We start from the raw sequence: 23,360 nt of genomic DNA on the forward strand, positions 1-23,360 counted from the left end.
CGGCGAGGGTTGGCATCGGCGAGCCCAAAGAGGGCCAGCACTGACTCGCCATGGAGGTAAGCGCCTTCACCAACGCGCAGCAGGGCCTCAGGGAACTGGTCATACCGGTAGGCGGGATGTCGGGCACGCGGTACAGTCCGTAAGCGACGTTCTCCAAGCCGCCCCAGCGGCCATTTTGGGGAGCTCCACGGCGGGAACGCCTGCCTCGACGGCTTCCCTTGTGGCGACATACCCGTAATGATCGAGCGCTATTTCACGCACGGTGTCCCGGTACTTCGCGCGTGCAACCATGTCACAGCTATACCGAAAACGGTAGTGTTGTGACGAGTCAGCTGTTTGACGTGCAGTGGCTCAGCCAATTCCAGCTGTTGCGGGCTCTGCCACCTCACCAATGCGCCTTGTTGAACTTCGCCCCGTCCACGTCAACGCTTCTGGGACCGTCTCAATTCATCTCTACTCCCCGGCCAGCGCATAACAGCGTCGTCAAGTACAAGTGCCACAGACAGAAGTTCTTTGACGGCGATGAAAACATTTGGGACGAAGTCGTGGAATCGTTGAGTGCTGATGATCCGATCATGCGTGATTGGCTTAAGCAATCCCTATGAGCTCAGCATCAGCAGGATGCACCATTTCGAGGTCACATGAGGTCAGGTCAACCAAGGATTTGTCACCCATCGTGGACCACCCTAGAGGACGAAGACGCCCGGGATGTTTGAAGCATCCCGGGCGTCTGACAAGCAGTACAGCGGTTCTAGACGTTAAACCGGAACTCCACCACGTCGCCGTCGTGCATGACGTATTCCTTGCCTTCAATGCGCACCTTGCCCTTGGCCTTGGCCTCGTGCATGGAACCGGCCTCGATCAGGTCATCGAAGTGAACAACTTCGGCCTTGATGAACCCGCGCTGGAAGTCAGTGTGGATGACGCCGGCTGCCTGAGGTGCGGTGTCGCCCTGGTGAATGGTCCAGGCGCGGGTTTCCTTCGGACCAGCCGTCAGATAGGTCTGCAGGCCGAGGGTGTGGAAGCCAACGCGGGCCAGCTTGTCCAGACCGGACTCTTCCTGGCCGCTCATCTCCAGCATTTCGCGGGCTTCTTCTTCGTCAAGTTCAACGAGGTCGGACTCGAGCTTGGCGTCCAGGAAGATGGCGTCGGCGGGGGCCACGAGTCCGCGCAGCTCTTCCTGACGCTCCGGGTTGCCCAGCACTGCGTCGTCAACGTTGAAAACGTAGATGAAGGGCTTGGCCGTAAGCAGGCTCAGTTCCTTCAGGTGTTCCATCTCAAGCTTGTCGCTCTTGATGGAGGAGAAAATGGTGTCTCCGCGTTCCAGTACCTTCTGGGCCTCCAGAATGGCGCTCAGCTCGGCGGCGGGACGCTGCTTGAGCTTGACGGCCTTTTCGATGCGCGGGATGGCCTTCTCGATGGTCTGCATGTCAGCGAGGATCAGCTCCGTGTTGATGGTCTCCATGTCGGAGCGGGGATCAACCTTGCCATCGACGTGGATGACATCGGGGTCATCAAAGACGCGGATGACCTGGGCGATGGCCTCAGCTTCACGAATGTTGGCGAGGAACTTGTTACCCAAGCCTTCACCTTCCGAGGCACCCTTGACGATGCCTGCGATGTCCACGAAAGACACCACCGCGGGGAGCAGGCGCTGGGATCCGAAGATCTCGGCGAGCTGTGCCAAGCGCGGATCGGGCAGGCTGACAATGCCAACGTTGGGCTCAATCGTTGCGAACGGGTAGTTCGCTGCGAGCACGTTGTTGCGTGTCAGTGCGTTGAAAAGGGTTGATTTGCCGACGTTGGGCAGTCCGACGATGCCAATAGTAAGAGCCACGGGCACAAGCTTACCGGCAGGGCCCCAATTTTGCCGCTTGCGCAATGCACCAAGAATGTCAGTGCCTTGTGCGAAGGTGGGTTCATGAATGGAATTGGATGGCTTGTAGCGGTTTTGATGTTGTTGGTGGGTCTCGTTGTGGGTGCCGCAGCGGTGGCGTGGGTGCTGCTGGCCAGGCTGCGCGACGCTACGGAAGAAGCCGACGCCGCCCATGAGCGTGCCGCGTCGCTCAATGCCAACTTCGCCGCGGCCGACGCCGAACGCCGGCTACTTGCCTCCCAAAACCACGCCCTCTCGGCACAGCAGGGCTCCGATTCACATGTTCTGCAGGCACTGGGGCCTGTCGCCGAGAAGCTCAATGCAGTGCAGCGGCAGGTCGCCTTACTGGAGCGCGACCGCGTGGAACAGTACGGCCAGCTCGCCGAACAGCTCCGCGAGGCCAAGGATGCGGACGCCAAACTGCTGGCGACCACCTCCTCGTTGGCTTCGGCACTGCGCTCCAACAGCGCCCGCGGCAAGTGGGGCGAGGTCCAACTGCGACGCGTAGTGGAAGCCGCCGGCTTGCTCGCCCACGTCGATTTTGAGGAGCAGGTCCATACCAACACCGACGACGGCGCGCACCGTCCCGACATGATTGTGCGGCTTCCCGGCGGCAAGGAATTGGTCCTTGACGCCAAGGTTCCGCTGACGTCCTTCCTTGATGCGCACGACGCCGGCACACCAGAGAGCGCCGAATCGCAGCAACACTTGGCTCGTCATGCCAAGGCAGTCAAGGCCCACATCGATGCCCTAGCCGGCAAGCAGTATTGGACGTCGGCGAAGAACTCCCCCGAACTTGTCATTTGTTTTGTCCCAGTGGAGTCCATCCTGTCCGCGGCCCTGATGTCCGATCCGGGGCTTTTGGACTATGCGATGTCCAAGAACGTTGTGCTGGCCTCCCCCATTTCCCTGTTGGCCATCCTGAAATCCGTGGCGTTCACCTGGCGACAGGACGTACTGACAGAAAGCGCCAAGGAACTCTTTGAACTTTCTGCCCAGCTGTACACCCGCCTGGGCACCATGGGTGAGGCGGTGTCGGCAGTCGGCGTCTCCTTGAAGACAAGCGTTGACCGCTACAACAAGCTGGTCGGAACGCTGGAGGCGCGGGTCCTGCCCACGGCCCGCAAGCTCAATGCACTGGACCCGAAGTCCTTCGAATCCCCCGCCCAGGTGGAGAGCACCCCTCGAATCCTGACGGCACCCGAGTTCAACGAAATGACGCAATTGGATGCGGCCAGCTAACGGGCAGCCGGGGATGCAAATGGCCCGGACATAACCGTCCGGGCCAACGCACTAGGGCAAGGAGGAATCACATCAGGTTTGAACTTTTGACGCCCTTGTAGTCGGGATCGCCGGCAGCCTTGAGCGTTGCACGCAGTTCCTTGGGCAGGGAGAACAGGATGTCTTCCTGGGCCGTGACCACTTCTTCCACGGATGCGTAGCCGTACTCAGACAGCAGGCGGAGCACGTCCTGGACCAGGACCTCGGGCACCGAGGCACCGCTGGTGACGCCCACACTGGCCACGCCTTCAAACCATGTCTCGTCGATTTCGTTGGCAAAGTCCACACGGTAGGAGGCCTTTGCGCCATATTCCAGGGCAACCTCAACCAGACGGACGGAGTTGGAGGAGTTGGCCGAACCAACAACGATCACCAGGTCAGCCCGCGGGGCAATCTCCTTGATGGCCGATTGGCGGTTGGTGGTGGCGTAACAAATATCGTCGCTGGGAGGGTTCTGCAACTTGGGGAAACGCCCGCGCAGGATTTCGACAATCTCCATGGTCTCGTCGACAGACAGCGTGGTCTGGGAAAGCCAGATGAGATTGTCGGGGTCGGCAACCTGGACGGTACGGGCCTCGTCGGGGTTGTTGATGATCGTGGTGCTCTCGGGCGCTTCACCGTAGGTGCCTTCCACCTCCTCGTGGCCTTCGTGGCCGATCAGGAGAATGTGGTTCTTTTCCTTGGCGAAGCGGACGGCTTCCTTGTGGACCTTGGTCACCAAGGGGCACGTGGCGTCGATGGTGCGCAGGCCGCGATCGGCGGCAGAGTTCACGACGGCGGGTGAGACACCGTGGGCGGAAAAGACCACCAGTTCACCTTCGGGGACTTCCTCGTTTTCCTCGACGAAAATGGCACCCCTGGCCTCAAGCGATGAGACGACGTGGACGTTGTGCACGATCTGCTTGCGCACATAGACGGGTGCGCCGTAGTGATCAAGGGCCTTTTCCACGGCGATGACGGCGCGGTCAACGCCGGCGCAATAGCCTCGGGGCGCGGCGAGAAGGACCCGCTTTTCCCCGGTAACAGGGGCCGCTGCGGCCACCTCTTGGGGAGACCTGCGACGACGCGGAACGGCGGGCATGGATAAGGAAACGGCAGTGGTGCTCATACCCACCATCCTACGTGGTGCGCCTGCGTCCAACCACGAGAGCTCCAACACCGGCCACGGCCACCACGCCGGCAATCACAAATGTTGCGGTGATGCCGCCCTGCCAGCTCTGGCGCGCCAAGGTTCCCAGCGTCACACCAATTTGCTGGGCCGCCTGGTTGCCCTCGACCAGGCAGCCCAGGAACTTCTCCAAGTAGCTTGAGCCAAGCAGCCACACCAGCGCCACCACAGCCAGTCCGGCACCGGTAAGGATGGCTGTCAGCGAACGCCGTCGTGCCGCAACAACGCCCAGCGCCGCAAGGACGACGGCAATGCCGGCCAGCCAGATTCCCCACCCTCCCAGCGTGGTGGCCAGCGGCAGCACCTGGGCAACCTTCGGCTGTTCAACCGACACCACGACGTCGGCCGGGGTGGGCAGGCTCACGCCAAGATCGTTGCCGATCTTGGTGGCAACGAGGGCGGCCAACGGGGCAATATCAACCTTGAGGTCACCTTTGATGTCGGCGTTGCCGGCAGCTGAAAAAGTCAGGTCGTGACTGTGCTTCAGGGTCTCGGTCCACGCCTGCTCATAGCCGGGCTCCGTGTATATGCTCCGCACCGCGCCCTTGATGATGGTTGAGGCCAGCGCCTGAAGCTGGGGCGGCACGTCCAGGGACGCCGCCCCCTGCGTGGCAACGAGGGTCGACAAGCCCTCTTGGAACGACGCGTCGCTGCCCAGGGGTCCGGCCAGTTTCGTGAAGCCTGCCGAATCGACAATATTCTGCTGCATCCACAGGGCTGGTCCGGCAACAGTTGCAAGCAACAGGGCAAGAATGACAAGAAGAGCAGAAGCGGCGGTGCGCATAAACCATCCCAAACCACAGAAAGACGCTGACAATGGCTCCCCACACTAATGCATGCCTGTGGATTGCTGTGCGCCGGTGTCAGTGGGTGAAGCTAGAGTTATTTCAACAAGCGGCCCGCAGCCCGACCGGCACCTTGGACTGCCACGGCGGTTGAAAACCGGCAGCAGCTAGGCTAGCAGTGCAATTGAACGAGCAGAACAAAGGACGGCGAAACGCCCATGGCGGAAACCCCGGAGCGGACGGTCATTGCACCAACGGCCGCCGAGACCTCCCCTGAGAACCCCTGGCCGCTGCAATTGCTGAGCCAGAAACTCAAGGCACACATTGAAAAGGCCCCGCCAGCCTGGGTTGAGGCGCAGGTGATCGAGCTGAACAAGCGGGCCAATGTCAGCTACCTGACCTTGCGCGACATCGACGCCGAGGTATCCCTGAGCGTCACGGTGTGGGGTTCGGTGCTGAGTCGGCTGGAGGCGCCGATCGAGCGCGGCTCGCGGGTTGTGGCACAACTGAAACCCGATTTTTGGCTCAAGACCGGGCGCCTTTCCATGCAGGGACAGGACATCCGGCCGGTTGGCCTGGGTGACCTGCTGGCCCGCATTGAACAGTTGCGCCAGGCGCTGGCCGCCGAAGGGCTCTTTGATCCGAGGCGCAAAAAACCCCTGCCCCTGCTGCCGCACAGGATCGGGCTGATCACCGGCCGCAATTCAGATGCCATGAAGGACGTGCTGCAAAATGCCGCCCTGCGCTGGCCGGCCGTTGAATTTGAGGTCCGCGAGGTGGCCGTGCAGGGCGTCAATGCAGTGACGGCAGTCATCGGCGCCCTGGCTGAACTGGACGCCGATCCCCGTGTGGACGTCATCGTCATTGCCCGCGGCGGCGGCTCATTGGAGGACCTTTTGCCCTTCAGCCACGAGTCGCTGGTCCGTGCGGTGGCCGCCGCCCAGACCCCCGTCGTCAGCGCCATCGGCCACGAGGCAGACCGCCCGCTCCTTGACGAGGTGGCCGACCTCCGCGCCTCGACCCCCACCGACGCCGCCAAACGCATAGTCCCCGACGTCGGGGAGGAATTGCGCCGCGTGAATCAGGCCCGCGCCCAGCTCAATCGCCGGATCGAGGACCTCCTTGACCGCGAGACCGAGCGGCTTGCCTACCTGCGCACGCGCCCCGTGCTCGCCAATCCCCAGCTGATGCTGACCACCAAGTACGAGGACGTCACCGCCTTGGGCGGCCGGGCCCTGACAGCTGTGCGAACCCAGGTCGGCAGGCACTACGACCAGTTGGCCCACCTGCGCGCCCAGGTTCGGGCCCTGTCCCCCCAAAAGACCCTCGACAGGGGGTACGCGGTGGTCCAGCTGAATGACCGGGCCATCGTCAGGCATCCTGACCAGGCCCCCGCCGGAACCAGTCTGCGTATTCGCGTGGCCGGAGGCGACTTCACGGCCGCCGCGACGTCGCCCGCGCCCAAAACCAACTTCAACCAGACAGCCGCAAAGGATCCATCATGAGCCCCGCCAATGCCACCACTGCCCCGTCAAACATCGCAGACCTCAGCTACGAACAGGCCCGCGAACAACTCATGAACGTGGTCAACCAGCTCGAAGCCGGCAGTTCAAGCCTTGAAGACTCCCTCGCGTTGTGGGAGCGCGGCGAGGCCCTGGCCAAGCGCTGCGAGGAATGGCTGGAGGGTGCAAAGGCGCGCCTTGACGCCGCCCGCGCAACCAGCGCTCCGGCCGGCACGGAACAGTAGCAGGCACCATGCGGCAGGAAATCCTGGTTGGCGGGCGAGACCGCTCCTTCCATGTTGTTTCGGCCGGTACCGCCGCCGTTACCCCCGGTGCCGTCGTGCTCGTCCTGCATGGTTCAAGCCAAACGGGCCGGACCATCAGGAGGTTCAGCGGGAACAGTTTCGACCAGCTAGCAACCGGCGGCAGGGTCGCCGTCGTCTACCCGGATGGGCTGAAGAAGGCGTGGAACCACAACAAGCCCTCGGTCGAGAGCACCGACGATGTGGCCTTCATCGAGGCGCTGGCGGACCATTTTCACGCACTGCACGGCCCCATCCCGGTGATTGTCGTAGGCTTCTCCAACGGTGGACAGCTGGCTATCCGGCTGATCCATGAAATTCCGGACAAGCTGCACGGCGCCGCTATTGTGGGCGCAACGCTCCCCCGCCCTGGTGGGCTGGCTTTTGCCGACAAGCTCCAACCGTTCCCCGTGATGCTGGTCCATGGCACTCACGACATGGTGGTGACTTATGGCGGCGAAGGCTGGTTCGGCAGCCTTTTTGGCCGGCCGCGCGGCCCCTCAGCCCCCGAAACCGCACAGTACTTTGCTGCTCGAAACAACATCACTGCGGCGCCTGCCCACACCATTCTGCCGCACCGCAGGGAAAGCGGCCGGACGTCCGTCACCCTCACGCGCTATGAGCAGAAGGGCCGCCTGCCTGTGGTTCTCTACACCGTGGCAGGGGGCGGGCATGTGGTGCCCAACCGCCAACGCAAAGCCTTCTTCTTCTTCGCCGGCAGGACAACCCAGGACATGGACACGGTTGAGGCCCTGGCGGAATTCTTCCCCGCCCTGTCCCCGTGACCGGTCATGCCCCCTGCAGCCGTGACCTTTCATGGGCAAGATCGTAATCACCGGCTGGCCACTGCAGATTCAAGCCACCCAATGCGTTGATGAGAATTTCCTGCACCGCCATGCGGGCGTACCACTTCTTGTCGGCGGGAACCACATACCAAGGCGCCCCTTCGCTGCTGGTTTTCTCAAAGGCGTGCTGGTAGGCGTCCATGTACTCAGGCCAGAACTTGCGTTCATCCAGGTCGGTGGGGCTGTACTTCCAGTACTTGGTGGGGTCGTGCAGGCGTGCCGTCAGCCGTTTCAACTGCTCCGCCGGACTGATGTTCAACATGACCTTCACGATCGTGGTGCCCGAGTCAATGAGCTCAGCCTCAAATGCGTTAATCGCGTCGTAGCGCCGTTCCAATTCGGCCCCGTCGGCCCAGCCGTGCACCCGGTGGATCAGGACGTCCTCATAGTGGGAGCGGTCAAACACGCCAAACATGCCCGGCCCTGGCGCGCCGGGGCGCACCCGCCACAGGAAGTCATGTGCCTTTTCCTCGTCGGTGGGGGCCTTGAACGTTGTCAGCTTCACACCTTGCGGGTCCACAGCACCCACCACATTGCCCACCACACCGCCCTTGCCGGCCGTGTCCATGGCCTGCAGGATCAGCAGCAGCGATTTCTTTCCACCAAAACGGCTTTCCGCAAACAGCTGCTCCTGGAGTTGGGCAAGCACCGGCGCCCGCGCCGCCAACGTATCGACGCCGTCGAGCTTCTTGCCTGAAAATCCGGGAGCGGCTTTGCTCGGCTGCTCAGCAAGGGAGAACCCAGGCCCAACCCTCAGCAGCTGGGCCGGGTGATCGGAAAAACCAAATGGCAGTGACATGGTGGAGCCTTTCCCTAGGGTTTATACGTGCTCAGGAACTCTGCTATCCGGCCAATGGCTTCTTCCAGGTCAAGAAGGTTGGGCAAGGTGACCAGGCGGAAGTGGTCGGGGCGGACCCAATTGAAGGCCGTTCCGTGCGAGATCAGGATCTTTTGCTGTTCCAACAGGTCAAGGGCAAACTTTTCGTCGCTCTTGATCGGGTAGGCCTCGGGGTCGAGCTTGGGGAACAGGTACAACGCCCCCTTGGCCTGGTTGGTGCTGACACCCGGGATGTCATTGAGCAAGCGGTAGGCGAGGTCGCGCTGGTCACGCAGGCGGCCGCCGGGCAGGATCAGGTCCTCGATGCTCTGGTGTCCGCCCAGCGCGGTTTGGATGGCATGCTGCCCGGGAGCATTGGCGCACAGGCGCATGCTGGCCAGCAGGTTGATGCCCTCCAGGTAATCAGCCGCGGCAGCCTTGGGTCCGGAGATGGCAAGCCAGCCCGAACGGTAGCCGCAGATCCGGTATGCCTTGGACAGGCCGCTGAACGTCATGCACAGGACATCCTCGCCCGTGAGGGTTGCGGTGTTGATGTGCACGGCGTCGTCGTAGAGGATCTTTTCGTAGATCTCATCGGAGAACACCACAAGGTTGTGCTTGCGCGCCAGATCGACCATGCCCTGGACAATGTGTGCGGGGTAGACGGCACCCGTGGGGTTGTTCGGGTTGATGATCACGATGCCCTTGGTCCTGGGCGTGATCTTCGCCGCCAGGTCCTCAAGGTCGGGCCACCATTCGTTGTCCTCGTCGCACAAGTAGTGCACGGGACGGCCGCCGGCCAGGCTCACAGATGCCGTCCACAGCGGGTAGTCCGGTGTGGGGATCAGGACTTCATCGCCGTTATTGAGCAGCGCCATCAGGGAAAGGGTGATCAATTCGCTGACTCCGTTGCCCAGGTAGACGTCGTCAACATGGATGTTCTGGATGCCGCGTGTCTGGTAGTACTGCACCACGGCAGTGCGGGCCGAGAAGATGCCGCGCGAGTCGGTGTAGCCCTGGGCGTGGGGCAGGTGGCGGATCATGTCCACCAGAATCGCGTCGGGGGCTTCAAAGCCAAACGGGGCCGGGTTGCCGATGTTGAGCTTCAGGATCCGGTGCCCCTCGGACTCCATCTGCTGCGCTCTTTGCAACAGCGGGCCGCGGATGTCATAGAGGACGTTGTGAAGCTTGGTGGACTGGGTGAATTCTGCCATTTACCAAATATTGCACAACGTGCCGGAAGTTTGAGGCTGAAACGTGCACGACGCCGGGGCCAATGGTTAAGAACTGGCCTTGACGAGCCCCATCTGGACCAGCCAGGCCGTGGCGACATCGGACAGGCTTCCGAAATGGAGGTCCCGGGAGAGCCGGTTGAGGTTGGCAAGTTCGTCGGTGTTCAGGGCCGCGCTGACCTTGTTTATGACGTCCTGAACGGCCGCGGGCACTTTGTCAGTTGCCACCAGGGGGACGATGTTCTGGCTCGGGAAAAGCTGCTTGGGGTCGTTCAGCACAACCAGGGCGTTGTCCTCGATGCCGGGCGAGGAGCTGTGGACGTCGGCGACTTGGATGTCGTCCTGCAGCAACGCCCACAAGGTGCTCGTCGGGCTGTAGTCAAGGGTTGGTTCAAGCGCGACATATTTCTTGGGCACGCAGTTGTAGTCGCTGCCCAATCCGGCCAGTCCGCTCGTGCCGGTCTGGAATCCCGCCGGTCCGCCCATGGCCAGCTTGTTGCAAACCTTGCCCAGGTCGGCGAGGCTCTTGAGCTGGTATTTCTCCGCCGTCACGGCCGTCACCACGATGGCGGCGCGGTCTTCAGCCTTGGTAGGGTCCAACAACTGCAGGCCGGCGGGCAGTGCGGCTTTCAGTGCAGCAAGGGTGTCGGAGGCATTGCTCGCAGTGTCCTTGCCCGTCACCTCGGACAGGGCAAGGCCGGAATAGACGGGAACAATGTCAGCGTCGCCGGATTCGACGTCGGACAAAAGTTTGCCCGGTGCGGACGGCGTTGCGGTGACTAAGGCCTTGGCGCCTGCCGCATTGAGCGCTGCAGCGTAAACGTTTGCCAGCAGGGCTCCATACCGGGGGTCGACACCGTCGGGCACCTGTGGCGTTCCCACTTCGAACACGGTTGCCCCCGGCGCGTGTGAAGCGCTGGGAATGGTGGCGATGGGTGTGGGGGTGCAGGCGGTGGCAGTGCCCATCAACAGCACTGCCACTGCCAGTGCGGCAACGACTCTTCGACGCACTCCGGCCCTTCCCAAAAATGTCCTTGCGGTTAATCCAAATCCTCTACATAGGTTACCCCGACGGCGCCCAGGTCGGGTTCCTCGCGGAGCTGGGCATACGTTCCGCCGTGCTCCAGTTCCAGCACCGTGATCGTGTTGGCACCGGCCTTCAGTAGCGGACCGGGCAGGTAGAGCGTGACCTGCGGGCCGATCTCCCAAAAGCGTCCCAGGAGAAAGTCGTTGACCCACACCACGCCCTTGCCAAAGCCGGGAACAGCCAGGTAGGTGTCAGCGGGCTCGTCCACCTGCAGTTCGCCATGGAAGAATCCGGCACCCAGGGGATCCCGGTCGGCTGGGTTTTTCGATGCTCCAAGGGTGAGCAGTTCAGTCAGCGGGCGCTCAAGGTCGATGGCGCGCTGCTCCCAATGGAATACGTAGCGCTGGTTGATCAGGACGCCGTCGAGGATGCCCTTGCCCTGGCCAAAGTACGGCCCGTAGTTGATGCGACCCTGGTTTTCAACGAGGATTTCTAGCTCGGCCACGCCGCCGTCGGTTGTCACTGTCAGGCCGACATCGCCGTCGGCGTCGGTCAGGACCCCCGAATAGATGCCGTTGACCCAGATGGAGGCTCTGTCATGCAGGCCTCGGATCTTGATGGTTCCCTCGCCCTCGGGCAGGACAGCCTTGGCGCTGTAGTGGACAAGTCCGCGGTCAAGGCCCAGCTTTTCAAACGGCAGGGGCTTGACGCTGGGCACGGGCTCGACACCCCTGACGAAGTCCAGCAGGGCCGTGCCGTGCGTCAGGGAAAAAGTGGCGGCGGCAAGCACCCGCGCCGGGCGTTGCATATGTTCGGGAACGGGTGTCAGTTCCCGCCCCGATGCCTCGAAGAAGGCAGCGCGCATTGAGTGGAACTTCTCCGTCAGGCGGCCGTCCTCGGCGATGGGTGCATCTGAGTCATAACTTGTGATGGTGGGCTGGATCTTGCCGTCGTGGTTGGCGCCGGAGCCGAGCCCAAAGTTGGTGCCGCCATGGGCCATGTAGAGGCAGATTGAGCCGCCGACGTCCAGGATCTTTTTTGCCTCAGCCGCGGCATCGGCGCCGCTACGGACGTGGTGCTCTTCGCCCCAGTGGTCAAACCAGCCATTCCAAAATTCGACGTTGAAGAACGCTTCACCGGGACGCCTGCGCTCCCACACGGCATCCGCTTCGGGGCCGCGGGAGCCAAGTGTTGCCGTTGCCCAGGTGTCAGGCAGGGCGCCGCCGTCAAGGAAATAGTCCGTACCGCCGTCGGCCGTGAAAAGGATCTCGGTCATGCCGCGGTCAAGCAGTGCCTTGCGGTTCCAGCGCAGGTACTCCTTGTCGTCGCCGTAGCTGCCGTATTCATTCTCGATCTGGACGGCGATGACGGGGCCGCCATGGCAGGCCTGAAGCGGTTCGATGACGGGCAGCAGGAGGTCCAACCATTCCTCGACAACACCTGTGAACAGGGGATCCGAGGAGCGCAGGACCATGTCCGGGTTGGAGATAGCCCACGACGGGAAGCCGCCGTTGTCCCACTCCGCGCAGATGTACGGGCCGGGGCGGACAATGACGTCCAGTCCGGCGGCGCCCGCCATGGTGATGAAACGGCCAAGGTCTTTCCACCCCGTGAAGTCGGGGGCAACATCCTTGTACGGCTGGTGGAAGTTCCACGCTACGTAGGTGTCAAGGGTGTTCACTCCCATCTCCACCAGGCGCTCGATCCTGTCCTGCCACTGGTCCGGATGGATCCTGAAGTAGTGGATCGCGCCGGCGATGATGCGGTGTTCCTCGCCGTTCCTGAACAACTTGCGGTCGGCATATGTCAACGCCGGGGCAGATGACACTGGGAACGCGTCGGGGGCAGCCTTATCCGGCAAGGTCACGAACGTTGACAACTTTTAACTCCTGGCATTAATTTTCACGCGGAAAATACTCTGTTATGGATAACAACATTAGCCGGAACCTACCGGCTTTTGGAAGGTGACGCACCCGGCTGAAGCGAATTCACAGTATGTTACAAGTAAACAATTAGACTTGGCCCAACAAAGTCATCCATAGTCGGAATGACGAAATTTCAATCTTACCCCAGCCTTAAGGACATCGATGAGTGCCCAACAATTCACCCGAGGCCCGGCCATGCGCGACGTTGCGGCAGCCGCCGGTGTCTCCGCACAGACAGTCTCCAGGGTGCTCAATGAGCATCCAAATGTGCAGGACAGCACGCGCAAGCGCGTCTTGGCGGTGATCGAGGACCTGGGCTACCGCCGCAACAACACCGCCCGCGCCCTGGTGACGGGGCGGTCAAAAACCATTGGTGTCCTGACCCTGGCCACCAACAACTACTCCAGGTCCTCACTGGCTCTCGGCGTGGAGCTGGGCGCCCGCGAGGCCGGCTATACGGTGAACTCCGTAACGTCCGACCTGAGCGTGAAGGGCCTGACAGACGCCGTCAGCCGACTGGTATTCCAGGGCGTGGACGGCATCATCATTGCCGCCCCACTGCAGGAAGCCGCCGAAAAGATTGACAAGATCACCTCACGCATCCCCACGATCAACACCGACGGCTCATCCGACATGGGCGACCGCAAGGTGGGCGTGGACCAGGACATCGCCGCTGTCCTTGCCACCAAGCACTTGCTTGAACTCGGGCACAAGACCGTCTGGCACGTATCCGGACCCAACGAATGGTCGGACGCCGCAAGCCGCTTGACCAGCTGGCGGCGGACCCTTCAGGAAGCCGGCCGCGACGTGCCGCCTGTGCTTCACGGCGACTGGAGCCCCGAGTCCGGCTACCAAAACGGGCTGATCCTTGGCCGCATGCCCGAAGTCACAGCGATCTTTGTGGCCAGCGATGAAATGGCGTTCGGCGTGCTCAGGGCATTGAACGAGCTTGGCCGACGCGTCCCCGAGGATGTCTCAGTCGTGGGCATTGACGACATTGACCTGGCAGCATTTTCAAACCCGCCGCTGACAACCGTCCGCCAGTCATTTGAGGAGACGGGACGGCGCGCCGTCCAGCAGCTTGTTGCCTACATTGCAGATCCCAGCATCTCCACGGAGCCCGACCTGGTCTCGCCCACGCTCATAGTGCGCGCAAGCACCGCGCCGCCGCCCGACGGCAAGTGACGCGTGCACCTGCGCCGAGATATCGGACACCCCGCGCCGAGTCAGCGGGTTAGCGCCGAGACGGGCCATTCTTCGGGGCAGTTTCGATGCGGACCCGCTGACTCGGCGTGAGTGCGGCGTCAGAACTCGGCGTGAGTGCGGCGTCAGAACTCGGCGTGAGTGCGGCGTCAGAACCGCCGCGCATCCACTACGCCAGTGACTGCGCGCCTATGGCCTGGGCAACGAGCAGCGGGATGCCGAAAATGGGGTCCTGCGTCAGGGTCTGCACATCCTGGAGGCCAAGAGCTGCCAGCTGGGCCTTGAAGGCCTCCTGCAGGGCGGGAACATTGCTGCCCATGCCACTGCCCAGCACGATGGGTCCGGAAATCTTCAGCTGCGCGGCCACCTTGGCGGCCATTGCTGCCAGGTCCTTCGCGGCCTGGTCCACCATGGCCAGCGCAGGGACGTGTCCACTCACTGCAGCAGCAAATATCACGGGCGATGCAGCGGCCCAATAGCGGCGGGTGGTTCCCTGGTGGAAATGTGCAATCAGTCCCCCGGGTGACGTCAGTCCGCAGTAGTCCAACAGCGCCGCAGTCAGTTCATCCACGGGTTCGCCCGAGTCCATCCGGCGCAGGCTGTGGCGGACAGCCTCGCGTCCCAGCCAGTAGCCACTGCCCTCGTCGCCGAGCAGGTAGCCCCAGCCACCGGCGCGGGCTTCCTCTCCTGCGGCGTTCACGCCCCAGGCAGCTGAGCCGGTTCCCGCGATCACGGCAACGCCCTCGGTCGCCCCCGCAGCGGCGAGCAGCAACCGGGTGTCGTGCACCACGCTCACGTGCGCACCCGGCACAAAGGGTGAGATCAACGCGCGCAAGGCGGCGGCGTCGTCGGCCGTATCCACTCCGCCGGCACCGGCAAACACACGGGTGGCTCCGGCGGAATCCAGCCGGGAGAAGAGTTCAGCCATGTTTTCACGGGCAGCGTCCTGGCTCACGTTCTGCACGTTGGTGCTGCCGACGCTGGAGTCGGAGGTGATGGCGCCTCCGGTCCACACGATGCCGCGGGTCTTGGATCCGCCAATGTCCAGCCCCACGAAGCGCGCAGCGGGATTGGGGACAGTCAAAGGGTTGATGTTCACGCATCTAGACTAATGCCATGTTCGTCACACCTTTGATCGCCGCACCCATGGCTGGTGGAACCACGACGGCGGAACTCGCCCTGGCCACCCAGGGCGCCGGCGCTTTCGCGTTCGCGGCCGGCGGCTACAAGAGCGCGGAACAGCTCGCCGCACACATTGCACCACTGCGTGCCACCGGCGTCGACTTTGGCGTGAACCTGTTTGTTCCCCGCACCGCACCGCTCGACGCCGGACACGTCGCCGCCGTTGAGCGCTACCGCAGGGAGCTGCGCGCAACAGCCGCCCGCTACGGCGCGGAGATCCCCGACGAATTGCCGGGCGGGGACGATCCCCGGGCCAAGGACTTCTGGGCGGAAAAGGTCGCCCTGTTGCTGGCCGATCCAATCCCCGTTGTCAGCTTCACCTTTGGGCTCGCGCCCGCAGCCCTGGTGGACCGGCTGCACCGGGTTGGCACCCGCGTGGTGGCCTCCGTGACAAGTGTTCCCGAAGCCCTGGCGGCCGTGGAGTCCGGGGTTGATGCGCTTGTGGTCCAGCATGCGAATGCCGGCGGCCACAGTGCGGCGTTCCTGAAGGCGCCGGGATCAGGCGCGGGATCAGGCGTGGGATCCGCCACCGGACCAGGCGCCGCGGCGGCAATCCAGCGGACGCTGCCGGGGCTGGTTGCCGATGTCCGCGCGGCCGTAACACTTCCGCTTATTGGTGCAGGCGGCATTGCCGGGCCGGAGGACGTCAAGGCCGTTTTGGCTGCCGGGGCCCAGGCAGCGGCGATCGGAACTGCCCTGATCCGCACTGATGAAAGCGGCGCCCGGGCGGTGCACAAGGACGCGCTGGCAGACCCCGTCTACAAGCACACAGCCATGACGCGGGCGTTCACGGGCAAGCCCGCCCGGGCACTTGTCAATGACTTTGTCCGGGACCACGGCGCAACGGCCCCTGAGGCGTACCCGGAGGTCCATTTTCTGACGGCACCCCTGCGGGCGGCCGCGGCAGCTGCCAATGATCCCCGGGCCTTGAACCTCTGGGCCGGTTCGGGCTGGAAGGCGGCAATGGACGGCCCTGCCGCCGCCGTGATTGACGGCTTCCTCGGCGGCCTCTGAGCCGCTGGTCAGGGTACACGGGCCCAGTCAGCCATTCGAGAGGCGCAAACGGGCCATCCTGCTCAGTTATTCGGCAATTTGCTAGACTGTCGAACTAACGACCGACACATCCGGCGGGGAATGACACGCCAATCATGATTCTTGGAGGATCCCATGGCATCGGTAGCGAAGAACGTTCGGCGAGACCAGTCTCAGGGCAACCTGTCACCCGAGCCGCTGGACGCCGTCGACCGGCAAATCATTGACACCCTGGTGGCCGACGCCCGCATCACCAACAGGGACCTGGCCGACGCCGTTGGCATTGCGCCCTCAACCGCCCTGATGCGCACGCGGGCGCTCATGGAACGCGGTGCCATCGAGGGTTTTGAGGCGAAGCTGAACCTTGCCTCGATCGGACGCGCGGTGCAGGCGCTCATTGCTGTCAGGCTGCGCGCCCATGACAGGGACCAGATCGACACCTTTACAGCCCGCGTTCCGCTACTGCCCGAGGTCCTTTCCACATTTCACACCTCCGGGTCGGTTGACTACCTGCTCCACATTGCCGTCCGGGACACCGACGCCCTGCGCGACTGGGTCCTGGACAACCTCACCACCGACCCCGTGGTCGGACACACCGAAACCACCCTCGTGTTCCAGCACATTCCGGGGCACACGGGGCCGCTGGACTAGGCTGCGCACGAATTACCCGCCCGCCTCGCCCATAATGGGCAGGTGACCATCATTGATAATGCCGTGTACGTCGACGGCAAGCGATTCGCCAATCCCGACAGCCTCGAGCAGACCTACGAGGTCATGGATTCCTGCAAGGGGATGGCCTGGATCGGCATGTTCCGCCCCGACGCTGCGGAAATGAAGTCCCTGGCCGCCGAGTTCTCCCTGCACGAGCTCGCCGTCGAGGACACCATCATGGCCCACCAGCGCCCCAAGCTGGAGAGGTACGACGACGTCCTCTTCACGGTGCTTCGGCCCGCCAGATACATCGATGAAAACGAGTCGGTCGAGTTCGGCGAGCTGCACGTCTTCACCGGCAAGGACTTTGTGGTGACCATCAGGCACGCCGAGACTCCGGGGCTTTCCTCCACCCGCAGCCGGCTGGAGGCAGACCCCGAGCTGTTGGCCATGGGCCCGGAAGCCGTGCTCTACGCCATCATGGATCAGGTGGTTGACGACTACCAGCCCGTGGTCAACGGCCTGGAAAATGACATTGACGAGATCGAGGACCAGCTCTTTGCCGGCGACCCCGCGGTGTCCCGACGCATTTATGAGCTGTCCCGTGAAGTTATCCAGTTCCAGCGCGCCATCCACCCGCTGCGCGAGATACTCGGAAGGCTCAAGGCAGGTTTTGAAAAATACCATGTAAATGTTGAACTTCAGCGGTATCTGCGGGATGTCGAGGACCATATTGAATCGGTCACGGTAAGGGCGGACTCCTTCCGCCAGTTGCTACAAAATGCGCTGACAGTGGATGGCACGCTGACGGCCAACAGGCAGAATGCGGCCAGCGCAGCCCAGAACGAGCAGATGAAGAAGATCTCCTCGTGGGCCGCCATCCTGTTCGCCCCGTCGTTTGTGGGGTCCATCTACGGTATGAACTTTGAGGTTATGCCCGAACTCCACTGGGCGTTTGGCTACCCCTATGCCGTGGCCCTGATGATCCTGGTGGGCCTGGTCATGTACATCATCTTCAAGAAGAAGTCCTGGCTGTAGCGCCCCCACTCCCGGGGGTCCGGGCAAAGACTGCGATATCCACTAGGGGTTCGGCAGCCACTTAGGCGCCATTCGCCGGAAGTCGGCGGGATCCAGCAGTGCTGCACCGGCCGGCAGGGCTCCCAACAAGGGCGTCGTGAGTCCCTGGAAGTGTTCCCTGTTGCTGTTTTCAATGAACGACGGCGACGTCGGCCAAGAGCCGATCACCAGTCCCGCCGCAGCCAGGGACCGCCGTTCCAGTGCCTCGAGCGTGAGCAGGGTATGGTTCAAGGTGCCCAGGGCACTGCGGCACACAAGCACGACGGCGGTTCGGTGCGGTGCGGGGATGGCAGCGGCCAGGTCCGCGATCGTGTTTCCGAGGGTGTCCATCTCCACCAGAAGCCCACCGGCCCCCTCGACGAGTACGTTGTCGTGCCCCTGCGCCAACTCCAGGATGGCCCGCACATGCCCTTGTAGTGTTGGCAGCTGTGCGTTTTCGCGCGCGGCGGCCGGCACCGGCGCCATGGGATCTTGCAATCTGACACCGGCACGGACAACGTCAATCCCGCTGAGCCGGGCCACCTCCTCCATGTCCCCGGGCTCCCCCGGCAGCACGCCTGTTTGGGTCGGCTTGTACGCGGCGACGGACTCGCCTCGGGCAGCCAGCATGGCGGCGAGGGAAGCTGTTACCACTGTTTTTCCCACATCCGTGTCGGTTCCGGTGATGAAGGTGATGGTGGCATGTTTCATTGGGGTCCTCCTGTGACGGTGATGGTCAGTGGCGCCTGGAAGGAGAGCAGCCTCAGCCACTGCGGCTGGGGTCCTGCCAGGCGCACGCCGGGCAGGACCCGGGCGGCCTCCTCCACGACAAGCGCCGTTTCAAGTTCGGCCAGCTTTGCGCCTAGGCACCTGTGCAGGCCGTGGCCAAAGGCCAGCGAGTAGGCGGTGTGCCCTGCGTCTTCCGGGTGGCTGCCACTGAGTTCAAGCAGGATCTCTGCTCCGGCGGGCAGCTCGGTGCCCGCCAGGACGGTGTCGCGCAGGGCAGCCCGACGCCAGGTATGGACGGATGATTCGGTCGCCAGCACGGACCTGACATGTGCGGCCGCCACGCCCGGGGAAGCAAGCGCCGCCCATCCACCGGGGAGCTGTTGCGGGTTTTCAATGCCCCGATACAGGGCGGTGTTGATCAGCTGGGAGGTGGTCTCCTGCCCGGCAATAACAAGAAAATAGCCCAGCGAGCACACCTCCGCCCGGGTCAACCCGGCAGCGTCGAGCACGCCGAAGAGCGAATCCGTCCCGCGGGCCGCCTCAGCCTCACCCACGAGCCACCCGTAGAATTCGGCGGCAGATTCGGCCAGCACCAACTGCCGGTCAGGGTCCGGCCAGCCCCAGAACAGTTCAAGCGAGTCCTGGCTCCAGCGCTTGAGCAGCCCCAGATCGGGTACTGGCTGGCCCGTCAGCTCGGCCATGACGATCGGGGGTATGTGCCGGGCAACGGCGTCGGCCAGGTCAACTGACACGGCGCCTGCCGACAGGGCTGCGGCAGCCCCTGCCAGCTTCTCGCGGGCCAGTTCCCGGACCCTGGGCGCGACGGCGGCCACCTTGGCGGGGGTGAAGAATCGGGCCACCATGGTCCGCACGGCACGGTGCTGCTCCCCCGTGGCCGAGGCCAGCACGGGTGGCAGTGCAAAGCGGACGCGACTGAGCCGGCGCAGTGTGGCAGGGGCCAACGGCACCACGGATGTCAACGCATTGGTGGGCGCGAAGTCGTCGGTGCGCCGCATGACCTCCCGGACGGTGGCGGGGTCGCAAATGACTGTGAAGCTCATGCCGCACCCCCGATCAAAGCGCCGGGAATCGCAGCGGCGTCCGCACCCGCGGCAGACGTGGCTGCAGCAACGGCATCGGCCACGAGCCCGGCGGCCCATTCCAATTCGGCCCCGCCAAGGTCGGCGCGCGCCGTGAGCCGGAGTCGGGACACGCCGTCGGGCACGCTGGGTGGGCGGAAGCAGCCGACGGAAACACCGGCATCAGCCAGCTCCGCCGCCAGCGTCGCAGCGAGCTCCGCGCTCCCCACGGGGATCGACTGCACGGCGCCGGCGGCAGCCGGGATGCCACAGCGCCTGGCAAGACTGGCTGCGTTGGCATGCAGGCGTTCCGCCAGGGCGGGCTCGGCCAGTACGATCCGTGCGGCCTCGGCCGCCGCCGCCGCGCTGCCGGGTGCTAGTGCCGTGTCGAAAATGAATGTCCGGGCCGTGTTGGCCAGATGCTCGCGCAGCAGGGCAGATCCAAGCACGGCCCCGCCCTGGGCTCCGAGCGCCTTGGACAGGGTGGCCGTCACGGCTACATGCGCGGCGCCGGCCAAGCCGGCTGCATGGACAGCTCCCCGGCCGGCCCCCGCCACGCCGATCCCGTGCGCCTCATCCACCATCAACAACGCGTCGAATTCTGAGCACAGCGCGGCAGCTGCAGCCAGGTCGGCTGCATCGCCGAGCACCGAGTAAATGGATTCAAGCACGACGACGGCGCGCGGCTCGGTGCGTCCGGCCAGGGCCGCCCTGATCCCTGCCAGGTCTTTGTGCCCTACCGAAACCGAGGGTGAGCGGGAAAGCCTGATGCCGTCGAGCAGCGAGGCGTGCACATGGGCGTCGTAAATCATCAGCGTGCCCGGGCCGCCAAGTGCCGCAACGGCGCCAAGGTTTGCCGTGTACCCGCTGGAAAACGTCAGCGCCGCCTCCTGCCCTGTGAGCAGACACAGATTGGATTCGAGGTCCCTGTGTGCGCCGGTGGTTCCGCACACGACCCGGGAGGCTCGTGCCCCGGTGCCATGTTTGCTTGCAGCCTCGGCAGCGGCCTCTGCCAGCCGGGGATCGCCGGCCAGTCCCAGATAGTCATTTGAGGCCAGGTCAATGGTGCCCGGCCGGAGTCCGGAGTCACGGCGGAGAAGGCCGCGGCGTGCACGGACGTCCGCACGCGTTCGCAGCCAGGCGTCCATGGCGGTTGCGGCGGCCATCAGCCGTGCACCAGCGCCACGGCCGCCGTGATGCCCGCGCCAATGGCGGCCAGGTCCGACGCACTGCTGATGTACGGGGGCATGGTGTAAACGAGGTTGCGGAAAGGGCGCACCCACACCCCGTGGTCCAACGCCGCGCGGGTCACGGCGGGAATGTCCACCGCGCAGTTGAGTTCGACCACGCCTACTGCACCCAGGATGCGCACGTCCCTGACGGATTCCAGTGCTGCGGCCGGGGCCAGCGACGATGCCAGGGCTGCGCTGGCCCGGGCGGACTGCTCCTGCCAGCCGTTTTCCGTGAGCAGGTCCAACGACGCGCAGGCTGTGGCACAGGCCAACGGGTTGGCCATGAAGGTGGGCCCGTGGAGCAGGGCGCGCAGGGGTGATTGCGTCACGGCATTGGCCACCCGGGGCGTGCACAGCATGGCAGCAAGGGTCAGGTAGCCGCCGGTCAGTGCCTTGCCGACGCACATGATGTCCGGGATCACGCCAGCCCATTCGCAGGCGAACATTTTTCCCGTGCGGCCAAAGCCCGTGGCGATCTCATCCGCGATCAGCAACAGGCCGTGCTCGTCGGCCACGCGGCGCGCCGCAGCCAGGCATTCGGGGGCGTAGACGTGCATGCCGCCAGCCCCCTGGAGCACCGGTTCGAGGATGATGGCCGCGAGCTCGTCCGTGTGGCGGGCCACGGTGTCTTCCAGGATGCAGATCCAAGCGGCCACCTCCGAACGGTCCGCCGCCAGGGTTCCGTCCGGCTGCAAACGGGCGGCGGGCGGCCGGGGCAGGAAGACTTGTTCGGCGATCAGCGAGGGGAACGTGGCGTGCATGCCATCAATGGGATCGCAGACGCTCATGGCCGCAAAGGTGTCCCCATGGTAGCCACCGCGCAGCGCCAGGAACCGGGTGCGCCTTGGCCTGCCCAGGCCCAGCTGGCACTGCACGGCCAGCTTCAGGGCGACCTCGACGGCGACGGAACCGGAGTCTGCAAGGAACACGTGATCAAGTCCTGCAGGTGTCAGCTCCACGAGGCGCTCGGCCAGTCGCACGGCGGGTTCGTGCGTGAGCCCGCCGAACATGACGTGGCTGAAGCGTCCGGTCTGCTCCAACAATGCCCGGTCAAGTGCCGGGTTGCGGTATCCGTGGATGGCCGACCACCAGGAACTCATGGCGTCGACGGCATCAAAGCGGGTGCCGTCTGCAGCCTCCAGTTCAAGTCGTGTCCCGCCGGCGCCCCTGACAGCGTAGGGCGCCTCGCCGTCGAGCGGGGCGTAGGGGTGCCACAGCAGGCCTTTGTCCCTTCCGATCAGCGTCCTTCGATCCGGTTCGGTGCGGCTGGCAGGCGACAGAGTCAACTTAGGCATTGGCTGCAGTCGTCGTGCCTGCGCCGCGTCGGCGGATGGTGACAGGCGCACCCGGGGAGGTCCCGGCGTCGTGCGTCCCAATGTCAGAATCCTTGCCCAGCACCACAAAGCCGTTGTCGGCGATCATGTCAAGATCGGCCTGGCCGGCCTGGCCCTCGCTGGTGAGGTAGTCGCCGAGGAAGAGCGAGTTGGCCACATGCAGGGCGAGCGGCTGGAGGGTGCGCAGGTGCATCTCACGCCCACCGGCCATGCGCAGCTCGGTGTCGGGGCAGGCGAAACGGACCATCGCCAGGATGCGCAGGCATTGGGCGGGGGTGAGCAGCCAGGTGCCTTCCAGCGGGGTGCCGTCGAAGGGCATGAGGAAGTTCACCGGGATGGAGTCGCTGCCGAGCGCGCGCAGGGCGAAGACGGCGTCGATGAGGTCGTCGTTGCTTTCACCCATGCCAACAATCAGCCCGGAGCAGGGGGAAAGACCTGCGACCTTGGCCAGTTCCACCGTCTGGACGCGCTCGGTGAAGGTGTGCGTGGAACAGATGTCGGCGTAGTTTGACTCGCTGGTATTCAGATTGTGATTGTAGGCGTCAACCCCGCAGCCCTTGAGGCGCTCGGCCTGGCCGTCCTTGAGGATGCCCAGGCAGGCGCAAACCTCGACGTCGGGGTGCTGACCCTTTAGCTCGCTGACCATGCCTGCCACACGGTCAACGTCGCGGTCGGTGGGCCCCTTGCCGCTGGCCACCATGCAGATACGCGAAGCCCCTGCCCTGATGCCGGTGGCGGCCTGGGCCACGGCCTCCTCAGGCTTGAGCCAGGTGTATTTCAGGATCTGCGCGGCCGAGCCGAGCCGTTGGGAGCAGTACGTGCAATCCTCCGGACACAGCCCCGACTTCAGGTTCACGAGGTAGTTCACCTTGACGGTGTTGGCGAAGTGGGCACGGCGCAGGCGCCCGGCGGCGGCGACCACCTCAAGCAGTTGCGCGTCGGTGGATTCCAGGACGCTCAGGGCCTCCACACGGCTCAGTTCCCCGCCGGCCAATTGCCGGTCCGCCAGATCCGAAAAACTATTGAACACTGTTTTATTGAACATCGTTCAAGTGTCGGGGTTGATCCCCCTACTGTCAATTCGGGCACCCTGACATGGGGC

General features: G+C 64.0%; 21 protein-coding genes. 8 read left to right on the forward strand and 13 right to left on the reverse strand.

The window, feature by feature from the left end; genetic code table 11:
- Positions 1-751: 751 nt before the first annotated feature.
- Complete coding sequence (gene ychF / locus AAGW05_RS11275; protein ID WP_411804615.1) at positions 752-1,837, reverse strand: redox-regulated ATPase YchF; 1,086 nt, start codon at positions 1,835-1,837, stop codon at positions 752-754.
- Between the two features lie 84 nt (positions 1,838-1,921).
- Here ychF and AAGW05_RS11280 point away from each other — a divergent pair, with 84 nt between their 5' ends.
- A complete protein-coding gene (locus AAGW05_RS11280; RefSeq protein ID WP_411804616.1) occupies positions 1,922-3,118 on the forward strand; it encodes a DNA recombination protein RmuC in 1,197 nt (398 codons plus the stop codon).
- A gap of 67 nt (positions 3,119-3,185) precedes the next feature.
- Here the strand turns inward: AAGW05_RS11280 and AAGW05_RS11285 are convergent, their stop codons facing one another.
- Positions 3,186-4,265 carry a 4-hydroxy-3-methylbut-2-enyl diphosphate reductase gene (locus AAGW05_RS11285; protein WP_411804618.1) on the reverse strand — a complete coding sequence of 360 codons (1,080 nt, stop codon included), beginning with the start codon at positions 4,263-4,265 and terminating at the stop codon, positions 3,186-3,188.
- 10 nt (positions 4,266-4,275) lie between these two features.
- The gene (locus tag AAGW05_RS11290; protein WP_411804619.1) at positions 4,276-5,109 is read right to left on the reverse strand and encodes a hypothetical protein; all 834 of its coding nucleotides are present in this window, start codon (positions 5,107-5,109) and stop codon (positions 4,276-4,278) included.
- A 219-nt stretch (positions 5,110-5,328) separates the two neighbouring features.
- Between AAGW05_RS11290 and xseA the strand changes: the two genes are divergently transcribed.
- Genes xseA through AAGW05_RS11305 form a run of 3 tightly spaced genes read left to right on the forward strand, consistent with a single transcriptional unit; the run spans position 5,329 to position 7,699 of the window.
- Positions 5,329-6,615 (forward strand): exodeoxyribonuclease VII large subunit, encoded by a 1,287-nt coding sequence (gene xseA, locus AAGW05_RS11295; protein WP_411804620.1) that lies wholly within the window; start codon positions 5,329-5,331, stop codon positions 6,613-6,615.
- Positions 6,612-6,857, forward strand: coding sequence for an exodeoxyribonuclease VII small subunit (locus AAGW05_RS11300; RefSeq protein ID WP_411804621.1), 246 nt, complete (start codon positions 6,612-6,614; stop codon positions 6,855-6,857). The genes xseA and AAGW05_RS11300 overlap by 4 nt, the downstream gene beginning before the upstream one ends.
- Before the next feature lie 8 nt (positions 6,858-6,865).
- Complete coding sequence (locus AAGW05_RS11305; RefSeq protein WP_411804622.1) at positions 6,866-7,699, forward strand: alpha/beta hydrolase family esterase; 834 nt, start codon at positions 6,866-6,868, stop codon at positions 7,697-7,699.
- A gap of 4 nt (positions 7,700-7,703) precedes the next feature.
- Here AAGW05_RS11305 and AAGW05_RS11310 read toward each other — a convergent pair whose 3' ends face one another.
- From AAGW05_RS11310 to AAGW05_RS11325, 4 genes are all read right to left on the reverse strand, one after another.
- Positions 7,704-8,558, reverse strand: coding sequence for a PPK2 family polyphosphate kinase (locus tag AAGW05_RS11310; RefSeq protein ID WP_411804623.1), 855 nt, complete (start codon positions 8,556-8,558; stop codon positions 7,704-7,706).
- Between the two features lie 14 nt (positions 8,559-8,572).
- Positions 8,573-9,790: a pyridoxal phosphate-dependent aminotransferase gene (locus tag AAGW05_RS11315; RefSeq protein ID WP_411804624.1), complete on the reverse strand. Its 1,218-nt coding sequence runs from the start codon at positions 9,788-9,790 to the stop codon at positions 8,573-8,575.
- Between the two features lie 66 nt (positions 9,791-9,856).
- Positions 9,857-10,819 (reverse strand): glycine betaine ABC transporter substrate-binding protein, encoded by a 963-nt coding sequence (locus tag AAGW05_RS11320; RefSeq protein ID WP_411804626.1) that lies wholly within the window; start codon positions 10,817-10,819, stop codon positions 9,857-9,859.
- Positions 10,820-10,848: 29 nt separating this feature from the next.
- Positions 10,849-12,714 carry a glycoside hydrolase family 35 protein gene (locus tag AAGW05_RS11325; protein ID WP_411804627.1) on the reverse strand — a complete coding sequence of 622 codons (1,866 nt, stop codon included), beginning with the start codon at positions 12,712-12,714 and terminating at the stop codon, positions 10,849-10,851.
- 208 nt (positions 12,715-12,922) lie between these two features.
- Here AAGW05_RS11325 and AAGW05_RS11330 point away from each other — a divergent pair, with 208 nt between their 5' ends.
- Positions 12,923-13,945, forward strand: a complete 1,023-nt coding sequence (locus AAGW05_RS11330; RefSeq protein ID WP_411804628.1) for a LacI family DNA-binding transcriptional regulator — start codon at positions 12,923-12,925, stop codon at positions 13,943-13,945.
- Positions 13,946-14,132: 187 nt separating this feature from the next.
- On the opposite strand, the gene AAGW05_RS11335 is transcribed toward AAGW05_RS11330, so the two are convergent.
- Complete coding sequence (locus AAGW05_RS11335; protein WP_411804629.1) at positions 14,133-15,062, reverse strand: N-acetylglucosamine kinase; 930 nt, start codon at positions 15,060-15,062, stop codon at positions 14,133-14,135.
- Between the two features lie 17 nt (positions 15,063-15,079).
- Here AAGW05_RS11335 and AAGW05_RS11340 point away from each other — a divergent pair, with 17 nt between their 5' ends.
- The 3 genes from AAGW05_RS11340 (at position 15,080) to corA (ending at position 17,866) form a co-directional block, all read left to right on the forward strand.
- On the forward strand, positions 15,080-16,159 hold the full coding sequence (locus AAGW05_RS11340) for a nitronate monooxygenase (protein ID WP_411804630.1): 1,080 nt from the start codon (positions 15,080-15,082) through the stop codon (positions 16,157-16,159).
- A gap of 153 nt (positions 16,160-16,312) precedes the next feature.
- Positions 16,313-16,828, forward strand: coding sequence for an Lrp/AsnC family transcriptional regulator (locus AAGW05_RS11345; protein WP_411804631.1), 516 nt, complete (start codon positions 16,313-16,315; stop codon positions 16,826-16,828).
- 42 nt (positions 16,829-16,870) lie between these two features.
- Positions 16,871-17,866, forward strand: coding sequence for a magnesium/cobalt transporter CorA (gene corA, locus AAGW05_RS11350; protein ID WP_411804632.1), 996 nt, complete (start codon positions 16,871-16,873; stop codon positions 17,864-17,866).
- 42 nt (positions 17,867-17,908) lie between these two features.
- On the opposite strand, the gene bioD is transcribed toward corA, so the two are convergent.
- The 5 genes from bioD to bioB are packed head-to-tail and all read right to left on the reverse strand — an operon-like array spanning position 17,909 to position 23,303.
- A complete protein-coding gene (bioD, locus tag AAGW05_RS11355; RefSeq protein WP_411804633.1) occupies positions 17,909-18,595 on the reverse strand; it encodes a dethiobiotin synthase in 687 nt (228 codons plus the stop codon).
- Positions 18,592-19,674 (reverse strand): cytochrome P450, encoded by a 1,083-nt coding sequence (locus AAGW05_RS11360; protein WP_411804634.1) that lies wholly within the window; start codon positions 19,672-19,674, stop codon positions 18,592-18,594. The genes bioD and AAGW05_RS11360 overlap by 4 nt, the downstream gene beginning before the upstream one ends.
- Positions 19,671-20,858 carry an aminotransferase class I/II-fold pyridoxal phosphate-dependent enzyme gene (locus AAGW05_RS11365; protein ID WP_411804635.1) on the reverse strand — a complete coding sequence of 396 codons (1,188 nt, stop codon included), beginning with the start codon at positions 20,856-20,858 and terminating at the stop codon, positions 19,671-19,673. Before AAGW05_RS11365 ends, AAGW05_RS11360 begins: the two co-directional genes overlap by 4 nt.
- Positions 20,858-22,219 (reverse strand): adenosylmethionine--8-amino-7-oxononanoate transaminase, encoded by a 1,362-nt coding sequence (locus AAGW05_RS11370; RefSeq protein ID WP_411804636.1) that lies wholly within the window; start codon positions 22,217-22,219, stop codon positions 20,858-20,860. Before AAGW05_RS11370 ends, AAGW05_RS11365 begins: the two co-directional genes overlap by 1 nt.
- Complete coding sequence (bioB, locus tag AAGW05_RS11375) at positions 22,212-23,303, reverse strand: biotin synthase BioB (RefSeq protein ID WP_411804637.1); 1,092 nt, start codon at positions 23,301-23,303, stop codon at positions 22,212-22,214. Before bioB ends, AAGW05_RS11370 begins: the two co-directional genes overlap by 8 nt.
- Positions 23,304-23,360 lie beyond the last annotated feature (57 nt).

This window comes from Arthrobacter sp. LAPM80 (assembly GCF_046736435.1).
Lineage (GTDB): Bacteria > Actinomycetota > Actinomycetes > Actinomycetales > Micrococcaceae > Specibacter.

Excerpts from the sequence above, each read along its gene's own strand:
- AAGW05_RS11280 (WP_411804616.1), top strand. The coding sequence starts at position 1,922 with ATGAATGGAATTGGATGGCTTGTAGCGGTTTTGATGTTGTTGGTGGGT.
- AAGW05_RS11285 (WP_411804618.1), bottom strand. The coding sequence starts at position 4,265 with ATGAGCACCACTGCCGTTTCCTTATCCATGCCCGCCGTTCCGCGTCGT.
- AAGW05_RS11290 (WP_411804619.1), bottom strand. The coding sequence starts at position 5,109 with ATGCGCACCGCCGCTTCTGCTCTTCTTGTCATTCTTGCCCTGTTGCTT.
- xseA (WP_411804620.1), top strand. The coding sequence starts at position 5,329 with ATGGCGGAAACCCCGGAGCGGACGGTCATTGCACCAACGGCCGCCGAG.
- AAGW05_RS11300 (WP_411804621.1), top strand. The coding sequence starts at position 6,612 with ATGAGCCCCGCCAATGCCACCACTGCCCCGTCAAACATCGCAGACCTC.
- AAGW05_RS11305 (WP_411804622.1), top strand. The coding sequence starts at position 6,866 with ATGCGGCAGGAAATCCTGGTTGGCGGGCGAGACCGCTCCTTCCATGTT.
- AAGW05_RS11310 (WP_411804623.1), bottom strand. The coding sequence starts at position 8,558 with ATGTCACTGCCATTTGGTTTTTCCGATCACCCGGCCCAGCTGCTGAGG.
- AAGW05_RS11315 (WP_411804624.1), bottom strand. The coding sequence starts at position 9,790 with ATGGCAGAATTCACCCAGTCCACCAAGCTTCACAACGTCCTCTATGAC.
- AAGW05_RS11330 (WP_411804628.1), top strand. The coding sequence starts at position 12,923 with ATGAGTGCCCAACAATTCACCCGAGGCCCGGCCATGCGCGACGTTGCG.
- AAGW05_RS11340 (WP_411804630.1), top strand. The coding sequence starts at position 15,080 with ATGTTCGTCACACCTTTGATCGCCGCACCCATGGCTGGTGGAACCACG.
- AAGW05_RS11345 (WP_411804631.1), top strand. The coding sequence starts at position 16,313 with ATGGCATCGGTAGCGAAGAACGTTCGGCGAGACCAGTCTCAGGGCAAC.
- bioD (WP_411804633.1), bottom strand. The coding sequence starts at position 18,595 with ATGAAACATGCCACCATCACCTTCATCACCGGAACCGACACGGATGTG.
- AAGW05_RS11360 (WP_411804634.1), bottom strand. The coding sequence starts at position 19,674 with ATGAGCTTCACAGTCATTTGCGACCCCGCCACCGTCCGGGAGGTCATG.
- AAGW05_RS11365 (WP_411804635.1), bottom strand. The coding sequence starts at position 20,858 with ATGGCCGCCGCAACCGCCATGGACGCCTGGCTGCGAACGCGTGCGGAC.
- AAGW05_RS11370 (WP_411804636.1), bottom strand. The coding sequence starts at position 22,219 with ATGCCTAAGTTGACTCTGTCGCCTGCCAGCCGCACCGAACCGGATCGA.
- bioB (WP_411804637.1), bottom strand. The coding sequence starts at position 23,303 with ATGTTCAATAAAACAGTGTTCAATAGTTTTTCGGATCTGGCGGACCGG.